Source organism: Microcystis sp. M_QC_C_20170808_M9Col, from assembly GCF_007095495.1.
Lineage (GTDB): Bacteria > Cyanobacteriota > Cyanobacteriia > Cyanobacteriales > Microcystaceae > Microcystis > Microcystis aeruginosa.
The window spans coordinates 22,651-45,902 of record NZ_SFBZ01000324.1; the positions used below are offsets into that span (position 1 = coordinate 22,651).

General features: G+C 42.3%; 21 protein-coding genes and 1 tRNA gene. 10 read left to right on the forward strand and 12 right to left on the reverse strand.

Annotated features, from left to right (window positions below):
• Positions 1 to 162: 162 nt before the first annotated feature.
• From atpE to EWV68_RS20760, 5 genes are all read right to left on the reverse strand, one after another.
• Positions 163 to 408 (reverse strand): ATP synthase F0 subunit C, encoded by a 246-nt coding sequence (atpE, locus tag EWV68_RS20740; RefSeq protein ID WP_002740068.1) that lies wholly within the window; start codon positions 406 to 408, stop codon positions 163 to 165.
• Positions 409 to 638: 230 nt separating this feature from the next.
• Positions 639 to 1,388 carry a F0F1 ATP synthase subunit A gene (gene atpB, locus EWV68_RS20745; protein ID WP_002739857.1) on the reverse strand — a complete coding sequence of 250 codons (750 nt, stop codon included), beginning with the start codon at positions 1,386 to 1,388 and terminating at the stop codon, positions 639 to 641.
• Between the two features lie 57 nt (positions 1,389 to 1,445).
• Positions 1,446 to 1,808 (reverse strand): ATP synthase subunit I, encoded by a 363-nt coding sequence (locus EWV68_RS20750; RefSeq protein WP_002789747.1) that lies wholly within the window; start codon positions 1,806 to 1,808, stop codon positions 1,446 to 1,448.
• Between the two features lie 629 nt (positions 1,809 to 2,437).
• Entirely contained in the window at positions 2,438 to 2,878 is a 441-nt protein-coding gene (psbQ, locus tag EWV68_RS20755; protein ID WP_061432325.1) for a photosystem II protein PsbQ, read from the reverse strand.
• A gap of 147 nt (positions 2,879 to 3,025) precedes the next feature.
• Positions 3,026 to 4,159: an FAD-dependent oxidoreductase gene (locus EWV68_RS20760; protein WP_287170905.1), complete on the reverse strand. Its 1,134-nt coding sequence runs from the start codon at positions 4,157 to 4,159 to the stop codon at positions 3,026 to 3,028.
• Positions 4,160 to 4,378: 219 nt separating this feature from the next.
• Between EWV68_RS20760 and EWV68_RS20765 the strand changes: the two genes are divergently transcribed.
• The 5 genes from EWV68_RS20765 (at position 4,379) to chlP (ending at position 10,117) form a co-directional block, all read left to right on the forward strand.
• The gene (locus EWV68_RS20765) at positions 4,379 to 5,569 is read left to right on the forward strand and encodes a thiolase family protein (protein ID WP_061432328.1); all 1,191 of its coding nucleotides are present in this window, start codon (positions 4,379 to 4,381) and stop codon (positions 5,567 to 5,569) included.
• Positions 5,570 to 5,581: 12 nt separating this feature from the next.
• Positions 5,582 to 6,298 (forward strand): acetoacetyl-CoA reductase PhaB, encoded by a 717-nt coding sequence (gene phaB, locus EWV68_RS20770; protein WP_061432329.1) that lies wholly within the window; start codon positions 5,582 to 5,584, stop codon positions 6,296 to 6,298.
• A 96-nt stretch (positions 6,299 to 6,394) separates the two neighbouring features.
• On the forward strand, positions 6,395 to 7,390 hold the full coding sequence (phaE, locus tag EWV68_RS20775) for a class III poly(R)-hydroxyalkanoic acid synthase subunit PhaE (RefSeq protein ID WP_287170906.1): 996 nt from the start codon (positions 6,395 to 6,397) through the stop codon (positions 7,388 to 7,390).
• 165 nt (positions 7,391 to 7,555) lie between these two features.
• Positions 7,556 to 8,650 (forward strand): class III poly(R)-hydroxyalkanoic acid synthase subunit PhaC, encoded by a 1,095-nt coding sequence (locus EWV68_RS20780; RefSeq protein ID WP_002795840.1) that lies wholly within the window; start codon positions 7,556 to 7,558, stop codon positions 8,648 to 8,650.
• Between the two features lie 249 nt (positions 8,651 to 8,899).
• Entirely contained in the window at positions 8,900 to 10,117 is a 1,218-nt protein-coding gene (chlP, locus tag EWV68_RS20785; RefSeq protein ID WP_002735532.1) for a geranylgeranyl reductase, read from the forward strand.
• Between the two features lie 175 nt (positions 10,118 to 10,292).
• Here chlP and EWV68_RS20790 read toward each other — a convergent pair whose 3' ends face one another.
• From EWV68_RS20790 to EWV68_RS20800, 3 genes are all read right to left on the reverse strand, one after another.
• Positions 10,293 to 13,217: a tetratricopeptide repeat protein gene (locus EWV68_RS20790; protein WP_287170907.1), complete on the reverse strand. Its 2,925-nt coding sequence runs from the start codon at positions 13,215 to 13,217 to the stop codon at positions 10,293 to 10,295.
• A gap of 277 nt (positions 13,218 to 13,494) precedes the next feature.
• Positions 13,495 to 13,665 carry a hypothetical protein gene (locus tag EWV68_RS20795; RefSeq protein WP_170915377.1) on the reverse strand — a complete coding sequence of 57 codons (171 nt, stop codon included), beginning with the start codon at positions 13,663 to 13,665 and terminating at the stop codon, positions 13,495 to 13,497.
• Between the two features lie 63 nt (positions 13,666 to 13,728).
• The gene (locus EWV68_RS20800) at positions 13,729 to 14,670 is read right to left on the reverse strand and encodes a hypothetical protein (RefSeq protein ID WP_002763376.1); all 942 of its coding nucleotides are present in this window, start codon (positions 14,668 to 14,670) and stop codon (positions 13,729 to 13,731) included.
• Positions 14,671 to 14,760: 90 nt separating this feature from the next.
• Here EWV68_RS20800 and EWV68_RS20805 point away from each other — a divergent pair, with 90 nt between their 5' ends.
• Entirely contained in the window at positions 14,761 to 15,582 is an 822-nt protein-coding gene (locus tag EWV68_RS20805) for a sulfotransferase family protein (RefSeq protein ID WP_061432335.1), read from the forward strand.
• A 96-nt stretch (positions 15,583 to 15,678) separates the two neighbouring features.
• On the opposite strand, the gene EWV68_RS20810 is transcribed toward EWV68_RS20805, so the two are convergent.
• The 3 genes from EWV68_RS20810 to EWV68_RS20820 form a co-directional block, all read right to left on the reverse strand.
• Positions 15,679 to 15,879 (reverse strand): hypothetical protein, encoded by a 201-nt coding sequence (locus EWV68_RS20810; RefSeq protein ID WP_002735656.1) that lies wholly within the window; start codon positions 15,877 to 15,879, stop codon positions 15,679 to 15,681.
• Positions 15,880 to 16,250: 371 nt separating this feature from the next.
• On the reverse strand, positions 16,251 to 17,252 hold the full coding sequence (locus EWV68_RS20815) for an Npun_R2821/Npun_R2822 family protein (protein ID WP_287170908.1): 1,002 nt from the start codon (positions 17,250 to 17,252) through the stop codon (positions 16,251 to 16,253).
• Between the two features lie 134 nt (positions 17,253 to 17,386).
• Entirely contained in the window at positions 17,387 to 18,892 is a 1,506-nt protein-coding gene (locus EWV68_RS20820) for a hypothetical protein (protein WP_061432337.1), read from the reverse strand.
• 127 nt (positions 18,893 to 19,019) lie between these two features.
• Here EWV68_RS20820 and EWV68_RS20825 point away from each other — a divergent pair.
• Positions 19,020 to 19,092: transfer RNA gene (locus EWV68_RS20825), tRNA-Glu, on the forward strand.
• Between the two features lie 20 nt (positions 19,093 to 19,112).
• Here the strand turns inward: EWV68_RS20825 and EWV68_RS20830 are convergent.
• Entirely contained in the window at positions 19,113 to 20,462 is a 1,350-nt protein-coding gene (locus tag EWV68_RS20830; RefSeq protein WP_061432338.1) for a sensor histidine kinase, read from the reverse strand.
• Between the two features lie 320 nt (positions 20,463 to 20,782).
• Between EWV68_RS20830 and EWV68_RS20835 the strand changes: the two genes are divergently transcribed.
• From EWV68_RS20835 to EWV68_RS20845, 3 genes are all read left to right on the forward strand, one after another.
• Positions 20,783 to 21,256, forward strand: coding sequence for an EVE domain-containing protein (locus EWV68_RS20835; RefSeq protein WP_287170910.1), 474 nt, complete (start codon positions 20,783 to 20,785; stop codon positions 21,254 to 21,256).
• A 3-nt stretch (positions 21,257 to 21,259) separates the two neighbouring features.
• Positions 21,260 to 22,114 carry a prohibitin family protein gene (locus tag EWV68_RS20840; protein WP_002763389.1) on the forward strand — a complete coding sequence of 285 codons (855 nt, stop codon included), beginning with the start codon at positions 21,260 to 21,262 and terminating at the stop codon, positions 22,112 to 22,114.
• A gap of 460 nt (positions 22,115 to 22,574) precedes the next feature.
• Complete coding sequence (locus EWV68_RS20845) at positions 22,575 to 23,225, forward strand: restriction endonuclease subunit R (protein WP_287170911.1); 651 nt, start codon at positions 22,575 to 22,577, stop codon at positions 23,223 to 23,225.
• The last annotated feature ends 27 nt before the right edge of the window (positions 23,226 to 23,252 follow it).

A 23,252-nucleotide genomic window follows, 5' to 3' on the forward strand; every position in this document is an offset into this window, starting at 1 on the left:
AATGAACATTCAGGGGGAATCAGCAAAATTCCCTTAACTAGCTATCAGCCTTCCGTCCCCAAAACCAGACTTTTTAGTTGGCTCCTTTGGCGTTTTTTGAGAGTTTTGAAAACTCTGCCGCCAAGCTGCGGACTGGGGGCTGATAGCCCACTGCTTTTTTAATTAGGCGAAGGGGTTAGCGAACAGTAAAACGAGAGCGATAACCAAGCCGTAGATGGTTAAGGATTCCATGAATGCCAAGCTGAGGAGAAGGGTACCACGAATTCTTCCTTCAGCTTCGGGTTGACGGGCGATACCGGAAACAGCTTCTCCAGAAGCGGTACCTTGACCAACGCCGGGGCCGATAGCGGCTAAACCAACGGCGAGGGCGGCGGCGATAACGGAAGCGGCAGCTACTGTGGGGTTCATGGTGATTTTTTCCTCTATTTACTAATCAATTTCAATCTGTTGTTTACAGAGCGCGTTCTCAGCCGTAAAAAATGGCTGGTTTTCTGCTCAAAACTCCCGAAAGAGTTTTTGGGAAAGAACGATCTGGGAATTCAGTTGCTCATCCTGAATTCGACCAATAATTTCTTAGTTATTATCCTATTATTTGGACACTTTTCCCTAAGAAATTTTTCTTTTTTCGTCCTTCGCTTTTAAGCGTGTTCTTCTTCGTGTTCCGATTCCAGGGCCTCATGGATATAGGCCCCGGCAAGGGTGGCGAAGACAAGGGCCTGAATAGCGCTGGTAAATAAACCGAGAGCCATCAGGGGTAGGGGTACGACTAGGGGGACAAGGAAGACTAATACGGCCACTACCAACTCGTCCGCGAGGATGTTTCCGAAAAGACGGAAGCTGAGGGAGAGGGGTTTGGTAAAGTCTTCTAAAATTTTGATCGGTAATAGCACGGGAATCGGCTCTAGGTAGTGAGCAAAGTAACCGAGTCCTTTTTTACTGATGCCCGCGTAGAAGTAAGCGAGGGAAGTCAGTAGGGCTAACGCCACCGTGGTATTGATGTCGTTAGTGGGGGCGGCTAATTCTCCTTCGGGCAGTTCGATTAACTTCCAAGGAATCAGGGCCCCTAACCAGTTAGAAACGAAAATAAATAAAAATAGGGTGCCGATGAAGGGCAACCAGGGTCGATATTCCTTTTCTCCTAGCTGGTTTTTGGCTAAATCGCGCAGAAATTCCAGAACGTACTCCATCAGGTTTTGAATACCGCTAGGAACTTTCTGGATCTTGCGGGTAGCGGCGATCGAGGCGATGATTAAGATAGCGAAGACGATCCAGGAGACCGCGATCACTTGCCCGTGAATTTTTAGTCCGCCGATGTGCCAGTACCAGTGTTGTCCCACTTCCAGGGAAGCGAGGCTATAAAAATTAAGCACACTTAAACTGTCTAACATTTTCACCTTGGAGAGATTCGGGTTCGCAAATCAGGGTTATTTTAACGGTCAAAGGGTTTAGGAATCGGCTTTCTGCTCCAACTTGAAGATGGTTTGCAGAGTATAGACGATGATCGCCCCTTTATAGGTCAAAAAACCCAAAAAAACTGGCACTATGTGCAGTTCTTGCCAACGACTGGCGATGATGATTAATCCGGCGAATAGGGCTAATCCTTTTTTGCCCACCCGATTTTTCGTTACCCCCAATTTTTCCACTTCCCCGGCCAGGAGTTTTAGGTAAACAACTCCCACCATTGCCCCTAATAGGTAATTAAGGGCGGTATTGAGGGAATAAAACAAGCACACGGGAATAAAGATCAGACCGCTTAAGATCAGGGTGGTGATCAATAAAGTGTTTTGTAGTTGATAGTATTCCCGCATCGGATCTGACGGCGGGTTGGTTTCTGGGGTTGGGGGAGATTCGATCGATGGATCAGACAAGGTACACCTAAATCAGCGATAGACTAATCTCAATATCTAGATTGCTTTCCGAGCTATGACGCTCAGGTGAGCCACAAGACATATTATCACGGCAGTGGCAACAATTATTAAGCAATTGTAAATGGCCATGATTCCCCCCGCTCGCAGCCGTCAGCCGTCAGCTTTTTTCTCCCCCCTCCCCTGCTCCCTTCTTCCCACTTCCCCAACTCCGGCGCTCCCTCTTGCCTGTTCCCTAAAACCAGAGACTTCGTACCTCTGCTTGGGAAAAGGTAAGGGTCACTATTTTTGGCTCTTCTGGTTTCTGTGTGGAAACGGGGTCTATACTGATAGAATATCCGCAAAATAGTCCTAAAAGTCTTTCCCAGTAAACATTTCACGATTCTATAAGCAAAAATTATCACACAAAGTCGAGAAGAACCCTATTTTTTTCTATCTTGATTTTTAAACTGAACATCTATAAGAAAAAAAGTTTTTGTGTGCTTCTCTCTGACAACAATCTCTAGGCAAAAAGCCCGAGATTTTTTTAAAAAGCTGATAACTGATCACTGATCACTGATCACTGATAAAAACTAACTGGGAACAATATTTAAGAAAGCATCGAAATCTTTTAATGCTTCTTGGAATTGAGTAGCAGCAAGACTAGCATCTTTTTCTTTGGCTGCCGCATCGATACGTTCAAAGTGAACGAAAAGATTTTTCGCTAACTGCTTGGCTTTTTCTTGGTCTTTGGGCAGTAAATTACGGGATAATCCTACCATTTCCTGACGCAATTGCCCCAAAGGACCGTGGATATAGGTGCGAGTATCTACCCAATTTTTGTCAGCGATGAGGTCTTGCAAAACGCTCATTTTTTGGCGAAACTCTGCGATAGGTTGGATGTAAACCTGTAACTGTTCGATTTTTTGGGGACTATAGACGGTGGGGATAGTTGCTTGGGGACCACTGCAGCTAACCAGCAGCGTAGTAACTAGGACTAAAACTAGGGAAATAATCGAGCGAAGACGTGGCATTGGTTTATATGTACTATTTAACAAACTATTGACGTTCTCTCCCGATAACCAGTCAAGGTATCGGGACGATTTTTACTTTATCAGGTTGTGGGATTCCCAAATCAGATTTTACTCCCAACGACCTTGACAGTAACTCGGTGTCAATAACTAGAGCTTATCAAACTGTTTCATAAAAGCTCGATCGATCCGATCTTTCCATAACCATAATAACGGTGATTGCCATGCGAAACCGCCCCAAGATGCGATCGCTTGTTGGTCTCCCGTCCCAATTAAACTGAGATAATTTTTCTGGGGAAAATAGGGTTTTAAGGGCTGATTTTGCAGAATTCTTCCTAAATTATCAAACAGGGGTTTTCCTTGTCGGACGGCAAAAACTCCCGCTTTCGGACGGGGATAATCTGGAATCGTGGCAATATCTCCCACGGCAAAAATATGGGGATGGGAAAGAGATTGCAGATAATTATTCACTAAAATAAACCCTTTTTCATCTGTCAGTAATCCTGACGCTTTAATCCAACTAGGGGCCGAGGCAGTCGTTACCCAAATTGTATAATCCGTGGGTAAAACTAACCCCGATGAACAGATAATCTGATCTGCTTGCACTGCCGTCACATCCGTTGATAAATATAATCTAATTCCCCTTTGTTTAAAAATATTCTCTAAACGTTGACCGACCCAATTATTATGGGCTGGTAGTAGTTTTTTTCCTCGATGAATTAGAGATAAATTCAAATTACTGCTAGAGTTGAGAATTTTGGCCAAACGGGACTGCATATTTAAAGCTAATTCGACCCCGCCCGCGCCACCACCAACAATGACGATATTGAGAGGATTATTAGGGTTACTAACCGCTTTTTTCAGGATTTCTTGCCATCCTTCCCGAAAAATCGGCACCGGTTTGGCGGGAATAGTGTACTCTTTAGCACCGATAACATTATCTACTGCCGGGATGCTGCCGATATCAATCGAGAGATAATCAAAGGGAATCGGTGAAGAATTATTACAAATTACTTGACATTTTTCCGTATCTATGAAACTAGCTTTAGCCAAACAGAATTGCGCTTGAGAATACCTAGCTAGAGAAGGTAAATCGATATGAGTCTCGGCAAAATCATAAAAACCGGCGATGTGGCCAGGTAACATTCCCGAATAGGGGGTATGGGTGACATCGCTAATTAAAGTTAATTGAACGTTTTTTAGGGGTGATTGCCCCCAAAGACGAAGGGCGATCGCATGACTATGGCCCCCACCGATAAAAACTAAGCGCTTGACTAAATCCATAAAAAAACGGGATTGCTGCCAGAAAAGTTAAATTCTAATGAATATATCTTCTTACACAGAAATTCTGTTGCAAAATCGAGGGTAGATAGACAAAAACTCAAGGCATCGAGGCCATAAACTTTTAACCAATGACAGTAAATTGGGATTTTGATTTTTTCGGACTCGATATTCTTAAGCAAATTCTATCTATTATCTTCGCTTCCCAATAGAGAGAAGTCTATGCAAGAAGTTTATATCGTGGCCGCAGTCCGGACTCCAATTGGTCGTTTTGGTGGGGGATTGATGGGATTATCCCCGGCCGATTTAGGGGCAACAGTGATGAAATCCGCCCTAGAAATCGCTAATTTGCCCCCAGAAGCCCTAGATTTGTACATTTTCGGCAATGTTTTGGGAGCGGGTCATGGTCAGTTAATTCCCCGGCAAGCGGCGATTAAAGCGGGAATTCCCGTAAGCGTGGACGGATATCGGGTGGATATGGTTTGTTCTTCGGGAATGATTGCCGTTAGTAACGCTGCCACCTCAATTCGCGCACGCGAAGCGGATCTCGTCCTCGCTGGTGGTATTGAATCCATGTCCCAAACTGGCTTTTTTCTCTCCCATCGGGCCCGGTGGGGTTATAAATTCCTCATGGGTGCGCCGGAACAATTAACCGACCTATTACTGCACGATGGCTTAACCGATGCTACCACGGCTGAGGTCATGGGTTCCCAAGTCGATCGCCTCTGTCTCGATCGCGGGGTTTCTCGGCAAGCATTAGACGAAATTGCCGCCTTATCCCACCAAAGAGCGGCCACAGCCACAGAAAAAGGCTGGTTTAATGGTGAAATCGTGCCAATTGAGCTTAAATCTAAGAAAGGTTCCACAATTATCGCTCAAGATGAGGGTATTCGTTCCGATAGTACCCCAGAAGGTTTAGGAAAACTGCGGCCGGCTTTTAATCCGTCGGGAGTTTTAACCGCAGGCAATAGTAGTCAGATTTCCGATGGGGCTGCCGCTATCCTTTTAGCCAGTCAAAAAGCTGTGGATCAGTACGGTTTAAAACCAATTGCCAAAATCCTTGGCGGCGCTGTGGGTGCTGGCAAAACCGAGCGCTTCCCAGAATTCCCCGTCCTCGCGGTGAAAAAATTACTGGCATCTTTAGATAAAACGATCGAAGATTTCGATTTAGTGGAAAATAACGAAGCTTTTGCCTTAAATAATCTGCTTTTTGAGATGGATCTGGGGTTAGCTAGGGAAAAACAAAACGTTCACGGTGGTGCGATCGCCTTGGGTCATCCTATCGGCGCTTCCGGCGCGCGGATTCTGGTGACGTTAATTAACGCGTTGAAAGTACAGGATAAAACCCTCGGTATGGGGGCCATCTGTCATGGGACCGGTGGCGGAACAGCGATCGCAATTGAAAGAGTTTAGGAGGAAAAAGCTATGGTATCTCTGGGACTAGAGGAGAAAGTTATCGTCGTTACCGGCGGAAATCGAGGCATTGGGGCGGCTATTGTCTCTCTTTTGATAGATTTGGGGGCCAAGGTGGCCTACACGGATTTAGCCACGGATAATCCCCAGGGTTTAGGCATTGTGGCCGACGTGACTAAGTTGGAATCGATGGAAGCGGCAGCTCAACAAATTGAAGCGGAATTGGGGCCGGTTTACGGTATCGTCGCTAACGCGGGGATTACCAGAGACAACTTTTTCCCTAAATTAACGCCGCTAGATTGGGATTTAGTGATTAATGTCAACCTAAAAGGGGTTAATCACACGATTAAGCCGTTTATTGAGGGAATGTACCAACGACAAGCGGGATCGATCGTTTGTATTAGTTCTATTTCCGGTGATCGCGGTAATGCCGGCCAAACTAATTACGCAGCCACAAAAGCGGCAGTTATCGGTTTGGTCAAATCCTTGGCCCGGGAAGCTGCCCGTTATAATATTCGCGCCAATGCGATTGCGCCGGGGTTTATTAACACGGAAATGACTTTAGCGATTCCCGATAAAGTTCGCGATAAAATCACCGCCGAAATTCCCTGTCGTCGCTTCGGTGAACCCGCAGATATCGCCTGGGCAACTGCCTATTTACTCTCTCCTGTTGCCAGCAGTTATGTCTCTGGAGAAGTCCTCAGAGTTAATGGGGCCCATCACACCTAATCAGTTATCAGTTATCAGTTATCAGTTATCAGTTATCGGGTGTAGGGTGGGTTAGTAAACTAGCGAAATCAGCGTTAAAGGAAAAGGGCAAAAATAATGGATAAACCGACACAAGCTTGGAGCGAGATGGCCGCCGATTACGTCAATCTTTGGACGGAAACTGGGGCAAAAATGTGGTCAAGTTGGTTTAATATGATGGGGGCGATACCGACTCCTATGGGCAATATTAAACCAGAATTGCAAGAGGCAACCCAGCGCTATTTTGATAATCGGGATTTATTGATCAAATTCCTAAAATTATCGATGGAAGCTTGGGAAAGTATCTTCCCAAAAATGCAAACAGGAGAAGACTGGCAAACAATTTTAGATAATTATACCCAACAGATGCGCGGTCAACTGAATAGTTTTACTACTACCACTTCCCAAAGTAGTCAAGATGTCAGTCAACTATGGACAATTTACCTGCAACAATTGCAAAGTCTCAATCATTTATGGTTCGATCCTTTCGTCCTGTCAAATGACACAATAACCAAAGCTTGGTTAGGTAATACTTCTTCCTTGATCGAACTCAATAATATCTATTGGCAGAAGTTTTATGATGAAACTTTTGGCCAATGGTTACAGATGCCTTTATTGGGATTGCCGCGAGAATTTAACCGCAAATTACTCGATAGTTTTGAAACTTGGCGCATTCTTTATCAGGCTAGTATTAACTATCAAATTGTGCTGGCTGATATTCAAGTTAAATCCTTTGAAGCTTTAACTAAAAAATTAGTTTTCCTAGCAGAAAAAGGTCAACCTGTCAAGAATTGGCGAGAATTTCAAGATGTGTGGAGTGTCGTCGCCGATGATATTTTTGAAAAGGCTTTTTGTCAACCAGAAAACCTAAAAGTACGGGGAAAATTTATTAATTCCCTCAATGATTATCGCCTCAAACAGCAGGATTTAATGGAAATTTACCTGCGATCAATGAATCTGCCTACCCGCAGCGAAGTCGATGAAATTCATCGGACTATCTATGAATTACGCAAAGAGGTAAAAAGTCTCAAAAAAACTTTAGGAGAAAAAAAAGCAGTAGAAAGTAACAATTAGTTAATTGTGCTTGACAATCAGTTATCAGTTATCAGTTATCAGTTATCGGATTGCAGTTTTCAGTATATAGTGTTAGGTGAAAACTTCGGAACTTTCTTTTCACTGATTACTGTTTACTGTTCACTGCTCACTGAAAAATCCCCACTTCCCTAGGAGAATTAAATTATGTGGCCATTTTTGACGCAAGTGAAACTGGAAGATTTTACCCAAGATTATCTAGAATTAACTCAGAAAAATCTCAAAGGGTTAGACAATCTCAAACGAGTTAAAGAAGAAGATATTCAGTGTGGAGTCTCGGAAAAAGAAGCAGTTTATCGGGAAGATAAAATCATTCTCTACCACTTTAAACCCGTGGTCGAAAAACCCTTCGAGATTCCCTTGTTGATGGTTTATGCCTTGGTCAATCGTCCCTACATGGTAGATTTACAGGAAGGGCGTTCTTTAGTGGCAAATCTGCTGAAATTAGGCTTAGATATCTACTTAATTGATTGGGGCTATCCCACCAGAAGCGATCGCTGGTTAACCCTTGATGATTATATCAATGGTTATGTGGATAATTGCGTCGATTTTATTCGTCAAAGTCACCATCTCGACAAAATTAATCTGTTAGGAATCTGTCAGGGAGGAACCTTTAGTTTATGCTATAGTTCCCTCTATCCCGATAAGGTAAAAAATCTGGTGACAATGGTGACACCAGTGGACTTTTATCAAACCGAGACCCTCTTAAATATGCGCGGGGGGTGTTCCTTGGGAGCCGAAGCATTAGACATCGATTTAATGGTAGATACTATGGGCAATATCCCGGGAGATTTTCTCAACTTAGAGTTTCTGGAATTGAAACCTTTGCAGTTAGGTTATCAGAAATACCTCGATTTTCCTGACATCATGGAAGACGAATCAAAATTAGTTAATTTTCTGCGTATGGAAAAATGGATTTTTGATAGTCCCGACCAAGCAGGAGAATCCTACCGACAGTTTCTCAAGGATTTCTATCAGCAAAATAAACTGATTAAAGGGGAAGTGATGTTAGGAGATAAACGGGTAGATTTACACAATCTGACCATGCCAATTCTCAATCTTTACGCGGATAAAGATCACCTTGTACCTCCCGCTTCTTCCCTCGCTTTAGGGAATTATATCGGTACTTCTGACTATACCGCTTGTGCTTTCCCGGTCGGACATATCGGAATGTATGTCAGTGGCAAAGTGCAACGGGATTTACCCCCCGCTATTAGCGATTGGTTGAAAGCAAGAGCTTAACAATCCTCGCACCTATCCCCTTTTCCCAGTTTGGGAGAGGGGTTTAGCACTTTTTTTCTCTACGGGTGTAACACAATACAACACATCGATAAAAAAACATCTACGGGCAGTAAAATAAACTTTTGTAACAGAGGATGTTAAGCACTGTTGCAAGATCGGGCAGAATCGGAGGATATCGTTCCTTTCGGCTAAACCCCTGTGGTACACTGCAAAGCGTACTCGCTCGTAAGTATGTAGGAGAAAACCTGAGTGTTAAGAGTCGCTGTTGTGGGTTCAGGGCCGGCCGGTTCTTCGGCGGCAGAAACATTAGCTAAAGCAGGCATTGAAACCTATTTATTTGAACGCAAATTAGATAATGCTAAACCCTGTGGTGGAGCGATTCCTCTCTGTATGGTGAGCGAATTTGACCTACCTCCTGAAATTATCGATCGCCGGGTGAGAAAAATGAAAATGATCTCCCCCTCTAACGTCGAAGTCGATATTAATCTCGATAATCAAGACGAATATATCGGAATGTGTCGTCGGGAAGTCCTCGACGGTTTTATGAGAGAACGCGCCCATAAATTAGGAGCGCATTTAATCAACGGAACCGTTTACGGTCTCGACATTCCCACCAATAGCACCGATCCCTACACCCTACACTACGCCGATCACTCCCACGGCAATTCCCAAGGGGAAATGAAATCTCTGAAGGTGGATGTGGTTATCGGTGCCGACGGTGCTAATTCCCGCATTGCCAAAGCTATTGATGCCGGGGATTACAACTATGCGATCGCTTTCCAAGAACGCATCCGTCTCCCCCAAGATAAAATGGCCTACTACGAAGACCTGGCCGAAATGTATGTAGGAAAAGACGTATCCCCCGACTTCTACGCTTGGGTATTCCCCAAATACGATCACGTCGCCGTCGGTACTGGCACAATGAAGGTCAATAAAGCCATGATTAAAGACCTACAAGCTGGTATTCGCGCTCGCGCGGCCCGTCGTCTGGAAGGGGGCGAAATCATCCGCGTGGAGGCTCACCCCATCCCCGAACATCCCCGTCCTCGTCGTGTAGTCGGTCGCGTGGCCCTCGTAGGCGATGCTGCGGGAACAGTTACCAAGTCTTCGGGAGAAGGCATCTATTTCGCCGCTAAATCGGCGCGGATGTGTGCGGAAACCATTGTCGAAGTCACTAACGGCGGCCAACGTATTCCCACAGAGGACGAATTGAAACTCTACCTCAAGCGTTGGGACAAGAAATACGGTATGACCTATCTGGTATTAGATATCCTGCAACGGGTTTTCTACCGTACCGATGCCACCCGGGAAGCTTTTGTGGAAATGTGTTCCGATAAGGACGTACAGAAGATGACTTTTGACAGTTATCTCTATAAAACCGTTGTTCCCGCTAATCCTCTCGTACAGATGAAGATTACCGCTAAAACTATCGGTTCTCTCCTGCGCGGTAACGCTTTGGCCCCTTAAAATCAATTGATAACCAGAAAACCCAATCTTCCCATCGCGGTGGTTGGGTTTTCTTTTGGGTTGTTTCATCTCCTGTTTCAATAGGGTTTGCTGAAAAAGTTTTTCTAGGTGGCAGGGTGTCGGGTGTCGGGTTTTACCGATTTTCAGGTTGTCAATGTAATTTGCTATAACCAGTCTAGGAGAGCCTAGTTTTCTCTGTATTAATGGGCAATGATGCAGTCTCTAAACAAGTCAAATTGAAGACAGCATCGGCTTCTCCCTTACGGTAATTAATTCTTCTTTCCAAAACTACTTTGAGAAGCAGTAAATAATAATTATAAGCAATATTAGAATTGTTAGCGATTCTAGTGTTAATAAAATTGTATACAATGGCGGAAATGATTGGAACTTCTCCGAAAGCCATGCCCAAGCTTGTTGGAACTTCTCCGAAAGCCATGCCCAAGCTTGTTGGAACTTCTCCGAAAGCCATGCCCAAGCTTGTTGGAACTTCTCCGAAAGCCGCCCAAGCTTGTTGGAACTTCTCCGAAAGCCATGCCCAAGCTTGTTGGAAAAGATTCCTTTGAACCATTGGCTTTTCTATAGCTTCTTGGAGAGTTCTAATTAGAGAATCGAAATCTTCCTTATTTGTAATTTTTTTAAGCATTCTTAAATCCTTGACAATTAATTTAAGAAAACTCTTTTGCTCGGAGACGTCTCTGGATTTTAAAAGTCTATCTGGACTATCTATCTGTTCTCCAGACGAGGTATTTATTACACAATCGTATATATGAATAGATAATTTATTTTTTGTTGTATTATCGTTTGGTATTCTTATTCTGGCATCGTTCCAGGCTTGGTGAGCTCCTGTCAAATTACCTTGACTAAACCTAATTAAACCTAGATTCCAATAGTAACTAGCGTTGGTGCTATCAAATTCAATAGCTTCGTTAATCGATTCTTCAGCCTCTCTTAAAAATTCGTCTCTTCTCGACTTTGTGTGATAATTTTTGCTTATGTAATCGTGAAATTGCTTATCAGTCAAAACTTTTAGGGCTATTTTGCAGGAGAAACTAAGGGCTATTTTGCAGGAGAAACTATCGGTATAGACCTCGTTTTCACACAGAAACCAGAAGAGCCAAAATTCATCATGGTAGTTACTTAAAGTAGCCTTAAAAAAGTAAGCTAATCCCAGTCCGCTCTTAGATATAGAAGATTCAGGGAATTTTTCTAACGCTTTCTGGAATTTGTCAATAGCTTTGTCATAGTCAATTAAGTCTTGTTGATCGCTGTATAAATAAATAACTCCTGCGTTATGATAAGGCTGCCATAAATTAGGTTCGTATTGAGAAGATTCTTCATATAGGCTCAATGCCTTTTCATATTTTCCTAGCTCAAAATATATGTTGCCAAGCTTATATACAAATTCTTGCCACGTTTGAGCTAAAAACTGATTAGGTGCTATTTCATAAGCAATATGATAAGCTAGTTCCTTAACCTTATTCAACATTAAATCGCTATCATTATAGTCAAAATTAACTTGCACTAACTTGAACTTTAGAGGAGACTTTAATTGAACAATTAAACTTTTTTTTGTATTCCAGTGTTGGATGCTACCATTAATAACAGTTTCAACACCTCCAAAGGGCCATATTTTTTTTAAGAAGATAAGTAATTTTCCAACGGATAAGTCTAATTGTATAAATCCGAGACCAAAAGATTTAATTGTGAAAAAATCCATATCACTGGCACTCCAGTTTTCTTGTGCATCTATTCTTAACGGAGAAGAAACACCAGAAGAAGTATTTTTCTGAGGTTTAGCCGAGAGACAAAGTTGATTGATTTGATCTAAATCTGCAACAAATAAATCAGTAATAGCTTTACCTAGCTCGTCACCCTTGTTTGAATTTTCACCATTAGATTTACTTGTAGTTCTATCTTCAAAAGGGACAACAGCTACACCTCCCGCTCCCTTACCAGACAGCCAGTTAAATAGTGAATAAAGAAGTACCACGAGGAGCAAAAATCCAATAATCTTTAAAAGAACAACTACTGCACCTTCACCAGCAATATCTAAAAAAGTAACCTCTAAAAATTTTACTGATAGTTGCTTTAGCAAAATCAAAAAAATCAACAAAATAAGTAGAAATATCAAATTATCCGATTTAAGTTTCCAATTCTCAATGAGATTTTTGCTTTTAACAGCTTTTAAAAAAATCAAGAAAGGTTTTAAAAAAATTAAGAAAAGAATCAATTTAACGACAATAATGACAGCCCAAAAAGACCAGAACCCCAAATTACTAAAATTCCTATTTCTATATTCTTGAATAGCACTTTTGATTCTGTAAAGGTAAACTTCTGCTAGTTTTTTCTTATTTTTAGCTTCCACTCCAGCTAACTTGGCATCTTCGTTGGTTATTGTTAAAATAATTTGACCGTTTGAGACTATATTCGGATTTTCTCCATTGAAATCAGTAACAATAATAGGATTAGTTAGGATTGAATAATTACTAGCAATTTCCTGAATATTTTTACTTATATTTGATGCCCTGTCTCGATTGTAAACAATAAAAAGAAATTGATCTTCAAGACAAACTTTCCCAGAACTTTGTGGTATTTTTTTTGGCGGTATTTCTGAACATTTAGATATAGCTTGGGTTTGATAAAAATTTTTTTTCCTATATTCCCTAACCGATTTTTTGATTTTTTCAAGATAGAGTTTTGCTAAGTTTTCTTTGTTGCTCTCTGCTCGTTCAGCATCAGCATCCGTCAAGGTCAAGATTACATCATCATCTGAGACAATAACAAGGGTTTTTTGGTTCCATGGCTTAACTTGAATAGAATCAACTTCGATTGAGAAATCATCAGCAATGTTTTTGATTCTTTGTTCAACAATATCTCTGCGCTTTTTATCATCGATTCCATGCTCATGAGATGATAGTGGAAGTGGTATAAGCTTTTCTGGCTTCAAGTGAAAGAGAAATTGCTCATCTAGACATACATCGTCTTGACCTTTTTTAGAACATAGAGCGTCTTGTGTAGCCGAATAACTGGGCAAGTATGTTATGGCAATCAAAAAAGCCGCTAAAATCAAGATGATAAATTTCTGCCAACGCTTCTTCATGTTCCTGTTCCTACTATGGCAATAAAAAAATAAGTTTCTCTATGGTTAAGCAAGATGCTCGATCTAACTCTAACTCACAAAAGGCTAGGGTAAGCGCATTTTAACAATCCTTCACAAAATGAACTTTATCTGAGTTGCTTACCCGCAATTCGGGCATATTTGGGTAGAATTTGCCCTCTCAATTGTTAAGCAAAAATCGACCAAATGGGTCGAGTTCGTAACTATTCTGATTGACTGGTATCACTTGAAATGCCCACAGAGCCAGCGGTTCACAAAATTAGGCAATTGTCAATAGCGTTTGAGATGCACTCACCCTGCAATGACGAATGCGTCCATTCTGTTCGATTTCTCGTCTTACTGGATTCTGTATAGCTTCTTGACACCACTCTCGCTTAAGATAGGGTCTTTTGAGCAAGACTTGTTCTTGAAAATAGCGGGTGGTTTTCATGAATATTTTTCTCGATCGATTCCATCTATGGTAATTTTAACGAGATGGAGATAAAACGACTTCTTAATACCATAATTCCGGGATCAGGTCATAGTAACCAGCTTGGGTCGGTGGGTAAATACCCGCTTCGATTTTTTCGATAATAGTCGGCCAAGCTTGCCTAAAAGCGGCAGAGCGCTCGTTGGGGTGCAGAGTCCAACCCTTGGCATTGGTGAGAGTGGCGCGATAGTAGTTGCTTTGTTCTAGGGAGCGAGAAACCATAATTTCCCAAGAGTCGAGTTTTCCTTTGCCAGTCAAAATATTCCCCCAAGCTTTTAAACCATCGGGTAAATGATCGAGAAAGGTATTTTTATAAGAGCGCCAGAGGGGGGTGATCGGTAAAAGGCGATCGTAGCGACGACAATTAAGTAGATAGGCACGACTACCAAAAAATTTAAATTGATAGAATCCATCGGGATTTTTCGTGCAAGGATGCTGAGAATAAATCGTACCATCGGGCCGCGGTGGACCGGACAAAGGACGCACAAACATCATTTCTGGATGGGTTTCCATTAACTCGATCCCTTCGCAGATCCAACTGTAATCCGGTTCTTGGTAGAGCATCATGTCACTGTCATAATGGACCATATAATCGCTGCGACAGGACTCGATTTTGAAGATCGAGCCGAAAATCGGATAACCTTTGTAGTTATGGGTGGAACGGAGGGGACTGCCGAAATGCTTTTGATAGATGCGCTGACGATAGCTGGGATCGTAGTTAAAATCCACTAGGCGATCGATTATGCCATCTTTAACTAATTTTTCACCACAGGCTCTTAACTCCTCCATTGTACCCAGTCCGGGGCGATTAACCTTTTCCCCGCTTAAAGAGGCCGTGTCAATAGCGAGTACCTTTTCCTCGAAGGGAAACTGACTCATTTTGACTAGATGGGGAATAGTGTTCATCATAAACCAGACATCGGTTCGCGCCGTAAAAAACCAGAGCGAACAACTTGGCAATCCCATTTTGTATAAACCTCACTTTTGTTTGGGTCTTAAATGGGATACATTATAAGAGAATCTTAGCGACAAGTTGACACAATTCCTTATTAACCTATGACTATAGCCCTCGATCGCTTACCCCAATCTTGGCAGGGTTTAACCCATCGTTTAACTTATAAGTATTTTCAGGTACGCATTGATACACCCAAAGACCCCTATAAAATTCTCTTTCGTCCCCAACCCTATCAGGTTTTATTTATTCTTAGCCATATGCGATCGGGTTCGTCTTTATTGACCCATATCCTCAATTCTAATCCTGAAATTATCGGTTTTGGCGAAACTCATCTGGTTTATGAGAGTGAACAGGATTTTAAAACTTTAATGTTTCAACTCTACTGGCGTTTAAAAGATTTAAACATGAATCATAAATATATTTTAGATAAAGTTCTTCACAATCAGAAGTTTTTAGATCATAGTCTTTTGCAATCTGATCCAGTTAAGACCATATTTTTACTACGAGAACCGCAGCGCACTTTAGCTAGTATTCTAGATATTAAACCCCATCAAAACGAGCAACACGCCCTGGGTTATTATACCAGTCGTTTAGCCACCTTAGAAAGTTATGCTCGATTAATTAACAGCAAAGAAAAGAGTTTATTTATCACCCATGATCAGGTATTAAACCAAAGTCAATTGGTCTTTAATAGTTTACAGAGTCATCTCGATACTAAAACGGGATTTTCTGAAGAATATCGAGTTTTAAAAACCACTGGCAGACGCGGTATAGGAGATTCTTCCGAGAATATCAAAGCGGGTAAAATTATTAAACAAGCAAGAAAATTAGATATAGAAATTTCCGACGCTGTTTTAACCCAAGCCCAAAAAGCCTACGATCAATGCTACGAAACCCTCAGCCATTATTGTCATTGTATCTAAACTGAATTGGCGATTAGTAATAGCCTTGATTCTCTCCTCCGAGTCCCAAGAAAACCCCCCTAACTCAACTCTAAGTTTAGCATTTAAAAAGTCCGATTAGCCTTCAATATTAGCAATTGTAAAGCCCATCTGACACTCGTAGAGATTGGGCTGTTGGCTTCCTCCTTTGCCCAAGGAGTGACCACAGCCTAGTTTACCCTCTCGCCACCGGGGTTGCCCCTGCTGGTTGGCTAAAAGACAGCCCTGACAGACAGAACCCGTATCGAGAATGTGTTCGTCGGTTAAAATCACTAACATGACGTTCACCCCCATTGATCTCCGATCACTTTTGTCTCTATTGTAAGAGGTTTTTTCTGAGATGTAGTGGCGCGCTATACATTCCGCTACTTTTTGGTTTTTTTTCGCCTGGACTCTTCTTATACAAGAGATTTACCGCTCAATTATCAATGCTGAGAAGATTAGTCCTTCAAAAGGGATAGTCATACTAAATCCGTTGAGTATAGGCTACTTATGAAGACAGGCAAAAGACACTCATGCACTCATGCAAAAGGGTGGATAAATAATCAGTCTTTAATAACCGGATTTAGGATCATTTCAGATAAGTCTGATACAATCTATACCGGTGGAACCCCTAGTAACTCTGGCCTTGATCTTCTCAATCTTAATGATTATTTTCCTAAACCGAGTTTTCTGGTTACTTTTTGCCAAAAGGTTGGGGTAGGTGGTTGATAGGGTTTGGGACTATCGGTAAATATAGGACGTTGACTAGGTTCGTAGAGATAACGATAGTGCAAAAAAATATCTCGATAGGGAAAATCGAGATTTTCACCGCTACAAAGTCGCGTGAATAGAGAGGAAGATAAACCAATGTAGTGAAGGTATGTCAAGCGGTTGCCCTTGTCGTAAAGAATATTATCTAAAGCCTGAAAATGGGGAGAGGTGACACAGCAGCCGGTGCGTTCTTCTTTAGGCAATTGAAGAGCTAGATTATATATAGAAAAATTTGAGCGCATCATCATATAATTGACGATAGTTTGATCGGGAGCCATCGGATAGAGAATTTCCGCTTCTCCTGCTCGCAATTGTTCTATGAGCCAATCGCGCTGATTTTCATCGAATAAACCAGTTTTAGAAGCGTAGAAACCTGCACAAAAAATCTCCTTTTCGATACGATCACGGGAAAAAACCTCGAATAATTTTGGTTGAGAAACTTCGTAGACATGAGTGGGATCTTTATGCTGAAAGTCATAAACAACACAATCGTGCCTATCTAGGATAGCGAAGATTTTATCAATGGCATCGAGTAGCAAGGTGTCCCCATCCATGTAGATAAAACGCTCGAAGGGACTATCAAAAGCAATAAAACGGTGGTGCATTCCCATACGATAATATCGGTCAGTGCAACCCGATTTCAACCAACGTTCGCGGGCTTGCGGGTGGCTATCCCAAATCGACTTGGCGAAATTTTCCCAGCGTTCGATAATTTCCTGATTATCAAATAACTCTACATTAGGACGTTGAGCAATTTCCGCCTTGATACGTTCGGTGTTGTCATCGTAGGGATAGACACAAACAGGAAGAGCTTTTCCTCCATTGACCTCGATGCTGTTGAGTAGGGCGACTAATTGATCGTAAACCCGATCATTGGCTAGGGTACAGATACCGTCCATAAGTAATGCCAAGGAAAAAAATCAAAACTTATTATCTTTGCCGTTAGTTTAGCTTATTTTTGTCGATAAATTATAGTCTCAAGTTTCTCACAACAGAAAGACTAACCGATCGACTATACCCAAAACCGATCGATTTAGCGTTTGCGTTTGAGTAATTTAGAAATGCGTCGATTGTACCGCAACCAACGCCAAATTTTAATAACTAATTCCTCCACCCATAAAATAATCGCATCTAATCCCTCTAAAATCCGTTCTAAGGGGTGTTTAACGTAGCCGACGGGGGTTGATTCGGTTTCTAACCATTCTTCGTTAATTGGTTGAATTATCTCCCTAGCGTAGCGGGAATCTAATTGGGTTGCGGGGGGGGATTCTCCAGGAGTAATTTCAGCGGCGGCCAGGGGGATTTTTTGTAAAGATTTATTTTGTTTTTCTTGACTAAAAGCTTTTTTTGTGCTATGAGGCTCGACTGGTGTGCCTGGGGACTGGGGAAGGGGATAAGCGGGGTTAAGGCGCGGTTTTTCGGAGTCTTGGGGAGAAATAGCCAAGATATCGGCGGATTCTAGCCATGGTTGCTCGCTGACGGCGGAAAATGTCAGGGATTGGCGAGAGGAAAAGAAGTGATCGATCGCCGCTTGGATGAGTTTGCCGATCGTGAAGGGATCCGCTTGGGTTTGTTTTTCTAGCCAATCCTGGAGACGTTGCTTGAAGGTGATCAGCAGAGAATTAGGAAGACTCAAGGGATATTTTGCCGATAAAGCGGGGGAATCAGCACTATATTCTAAATTATTCTTCTCTTTTGCCCAGAAATGCTCGATCGCCGCATAAATTAACCAATAAAGTCGCCAGAGATAGGAGGAATTTTTCTCCAGAGTCGGGGACTGGTTAACGAGATCGGAAGGGGGGTTAGAGGTGTGGCTAACACTGCTGGGGATTGCGGGGGAGATAGCGAGAAATTTAGCCTCGAAAATTGCTAATTTTTCGTCAATAACTTCTAAAATCGCTTGAGAATTTAAATTAGGCAGTGGTAAGGAGGGTGGTGTCGGGGTTTTGACGAGATGGGATTCCTGGAAGAGATTTATGGCGATCGCTATTTGTCCCTGTTGTTCCCAGCGTAGTAGGTTCCAAAACCAACGGATCGGAGGCAAGACAGGATTTTTGTCGGTAAAATTCGGTAATAAAGGTGGATATTGAGGATTTAATCGCTTAATTTTCCGTTTTTCGAGGGCGTAGTTAGCCAGTGCCCTCCTAATTTGTTTTTCTATTTGTCTTTGGGTTTGATTATCGGTGATTTTGACAGTCTGGTGATCGTTAGTGACGAAAACTAAAGCTTGATCCTCTAGATCGGCTGCTATGCCAATAAATGGCGTTTCTTGGTCAGATAAGCTCTGTAGAAATTCTTCGATCGCATCCGTCCCCTCTTTGCCGGGGGGTGATAATTGTTTCTGGAGACTGTTCCCCAATTGATTAGCCGTCATCCGCAGGGATTGTACCAGCAAATAGACGGGATAGAGGGCTATTTGCAGGGCAATAGCGATCGCATTTTGACCGCGACGGGAGACGCGGCCGAGGTTATCTTTCAGACGGATCAAGCGACGGTTGATCAGGTTGAACAGTCGGCTTTTATAGGGATCGGCAGCCATGGATTTTGGGCGATAACATCTTCAATTAGACTATCCTATTGTGCAAGGACGGGATTAAAAAAATTTTGGCCAAAACCCTTGACTCCCGGAAAGATTATTGTTATATTTAAAAAGGTCTGAAATCCACGCCCCCATCGTCTAGTGGCCTAGGACACCTCCCTTTCACGGAGGCGACAGGGATTCGAATTCCCTTGGGGGTATGAAAAGAAGGTCAGAAGTGTCAAGCTTCTGACTTTTCGGTTTTTTTCTCCCGTTGATGGCTTTTCGGTAAGCTGACGGTGAAGATTGTTCCTCGATCGATCTGACTTTCGACGCTAATTTGTCCATGATGACTGAGGGTAATCGCTAAAGCGATCGCTAATCCTAATCCTGTTCCCCCGGAAGTGGCGGAATTTTGTCGTGCGGGATCGAGACGATAAAAGCGATCGAAAATATGGGACAAAGCAGCCTCGGGAATACCGATTCCGTTATCTTTGATGCGTACCAGTAACACCGATTGTCGATCGCGTTTACTTTTTTCCAATTCCACTGCCACATTTTTAGGCTCAGATTCGGGCAAAAAAGCGTGTTTTAGGGCATTAGAAATTAAATTTGTGAATAAACGGGCTAATTGATCCCAATCTCCCTGCATAGTAAACATTTCATCGCTGTAGGAAAAATCCTCTTGGTCCGGTTCCACAATCGACAAAGAGAGGGAAATTCCCTGCTTATCGGCGATTAAACGCTGTTCTTCCACCACTTCCATCAATAAAGCATCCAAAGGTACAGCTTGCTCGATCGGTTGGACGATGCCACTATCAGAACGGGCTAAAAAGAGCAGATCATTGACTAAATTGCCCAATCTTTCCGTTAAACGCTCGATCACTTGCAAGCGTTGATGGCCAGTTTGGGGATAGGCGATCGCCATTTGCACGTTAGTTTGGATAGTGGCGATCGGGTTGCGTAATTCATGGGAAGCGTCGGCGGTAAATTGTTTTAAACTCTGATAGGACTCTTTTACTGGTTGAATGGCTAAACCGGACAAAAACCAACCAATCCAGGCAACACTAGCAATCATCAGGCAAATTCCGAGGATTAAATCCCATAATAGCTGTCTAATCGGTTTTGTCACCTCAAACCAAGGATGACTTACCCGCAGATATCCCAAAACATAATGACCGATTTCCACCCTTTCGGTTACTTGTCGCAGCAGACGATTATCGGATAAGCGAATAGTTTCCCCTTGACGGTGGGGATGGAGGGGAATATCTAAGGATTCGGCCAGAGTTGACCAAAGTAGATTACCTTGGGGATCAAACCATTCCAAATCTATATGATCGTCCTCGACGGATTTACCCTGACTGGGAAAACTTGCGAGGGGATCGACGCGATAACGTCCTTGATCCGGGGGAATCGATTCGATCACGAGGGAACGATTTACCACCTCAATGATGTGTTTGAGGGTATCATCAATGCGATCCACTAGGGTATGGCGCACATAAAAATACATTGCCGTAGCGAGAAAAAGCAGTAGTATGGCAGTGACAACAGTGTACCATAAGGCTAAACGGCGGCGAGTGGCTTGGAACACCGATAATCTATGGATTGGCTAGAGATTTTTAGAGCAATGTATCCTATTTTACAGCTTATTTGAGCGATTTAATAATCGAGAATAAATTATTTTTACCTATAGGGAAAAACTGACGGTTGCCAAGAATAGCTAGACTTGAACGCTCATAGTCCTTAAAAATTGCCGCTAACAAAGGTATTTTTAGATACATTCTCCTCAATAATTGTTTGAATAGAACTACAAAAGCAGTCAAAGTGAATTATATTTAACCCTATGGTGACAGGGCTGACAGGAACGGCTAAAAATATTTTTGAGCTTATGTGAATTAATCACAACTATAAATGATGAATTTAAATTACTGGTTAATGAAATCGGAACCCGATGTCTATAGTATCGAGGATTTAAAAAAAGATGGTCAAACTATTTGGGAGGGAGTGCGAAATTATCAGGCGCGCAATTTTCTCCGTCAGATGAAACGGGGAGATTTAGCCTTTTTTTATCATTCTAATACCACCCCGCCGGGGATTGTCGGCTTGATGCGAGTGGTGCAAACTGATATGATCGATCCCACACAATTCGATACCGATAGTCCCTACTATGATTCTAAATCCTCCCCAGATTCCCCGCGCTGGTGGACGGTTAAAGTTGAGTTTGATCGCCTTTTTCCCCAACTGCTGCCCCTGGGAATTTTAAAACAAAATTTTACGGCCGATGAATTATTATTAGTAAGGACAGGAAATCGTCTGTCAGTGATGCCTGTCAATCAAGCAATTGCGGTAAAAATTCTCGCTTTAGTCGCTCATCAAGGAGTATAAACTGTGAACCAGAAAGATGCTATTAATTTACTTTCCCTGATCGGGGGATTATTGGCCACTATTGTCATTTTAGCGGCCTTTAATGCCTATGTGATTATCACCCCCGGACAAGCGGGAGTTTTAAGTGTGTTAGGAAAGGCTAAGGACGGGGTTTTATTGGAGGGATTTCACTTTAAACCTCCCTTTGTTTCTAGTGTCGATATCTACGATGTTACGGTGCAAAAATTTGAAGTTCCCGCCCAAAGTTCCACTAAAGATTTACAAAATTTATCCGCTAGTTTTGCGATTAATTTTCGTCTTGATCCGACTCAAGTAGTGGCAATTAGAAGAACCCAAGGTACCCTACAAAATATTGTCGCTAAAATTATCGCCCCTCAAACCCAAGAATCCTTTAAAATTGCCGCCGCTAAAAGAACAGTAGAGGAGGCAATTACTCGACGCAGTGAGTTAAAAGAAGACTTTGATAATGCCCTATCGACTCGGTTAGAAAAGTATGGTATTCTAGTCTTAGATACCAGTGTGGTAGATTTGAATTTTTCTCCAGAATTTGCTCGGGCTGTCGAAGATAAACAAATTGCGGAACAACGCGCCCAAAGAGCCGTTTATATCACCCAAGAAGCAGAACAACAGGCCCAGGCAGAAATTAATCGCGCTAAAGGGAAAGCTGAGGCACAAAGACTATTAGCAGAAACTTTAAAAGAACAGGGGGGAGGATTAGTTTTACAGAAAGAAGCGATCGAAGCTTGGCGCGAAGGTGGGGCGCAAATGCCCCGGGTTTTAGTCATGGATGGATCGGGAAAAAATAGCGTACCATTTTTATTTAATTATAGTGATTCTTTTCCAGAAAATACCCCCTAAATTCGGGTCTATTTAGCCCAATTATTTTCTCAAGATACAGTCTTTCCCATCAAGAGGAAGTGTAACCTAAATTTGGTAAGCTGTTGACTATCTAAATTACTCGTTAAGACTATAGGGGAGAAGGGAGCAGGGAGAAGGAGTTTGAGCCTAAGTTCACCCCACTTCTCCCCATTCCAATCCCATGCCACCATCCCCAACCTAATCAAACCTCTAACTACAAGAAATATGACCTTGGGGTGCTTTTCGTTCAAAAATAACTTGATCGTAGATCGCCGACGAGTGTAAAGTGCGTTAGAAGGCTACCAATTCTGTTAAAAAAACCAAATCAACAATCCGCACCCCACGCAGCAACTTGATTCTTAAATTTGTGTTTCTGTCTTGGCTTATTTTGTTAGCAAGAACAGCCGAGAAACCTATTTTCCGCTATCATGGAAACAGCGCTGTACTGCTTGCTAAATCAATGCTTACCCTCAAAACGAGTAAACTAACCCTTGCTGATGTTCAACGTCATCTCCATTTCCAAGAAAAGCTTGAGGATGTTTCATTTACAGAGCTTTTAGCTTTGGAAACCGTCAGCGACGCAGAAAAATTAGAACTTGTTCAAATCCGCAACGATTTTCGACCCTATTTGATGGAAGATAAAGCATCAGAAGGACAAGTGAAAGTTTTAACCCTATTTCCCTTATTGCGGTTAGCTGGTTTTTATCGTTATCCGATTAAGATTAGGGTTGAAGAAGGGATTGATAATATTATCCTTGTCGATGAAGATAAAACTATTAGCGGACGCTTTGATATTGTCACGGTGAATAATTCGATATCAACTGTCAATAATATCCCTTTTTGTATTTTAGTAATTGAAGCTAAAGAGAGTGGAATCGAAGTACGTCAGGGATTACCTCAATTACTGACTTATGCCTACAATAGCTTAGAAAGACAACCCTCAGTTTGGGGATTAGCGACTAATGGCTTACAATATATGTTCGTCTGTCTCAGACAAGAAACTAACCCCACTTATCAGATAATGCCAGAACTTAATTTAATGTATCCTGAATCAGCCATTAATCTGCTCCAAATTCTCAAGGCAATGGGTCAGCTAATTTTAGAGACATAAATTAGGACTCAAACAAGCTATAATCTC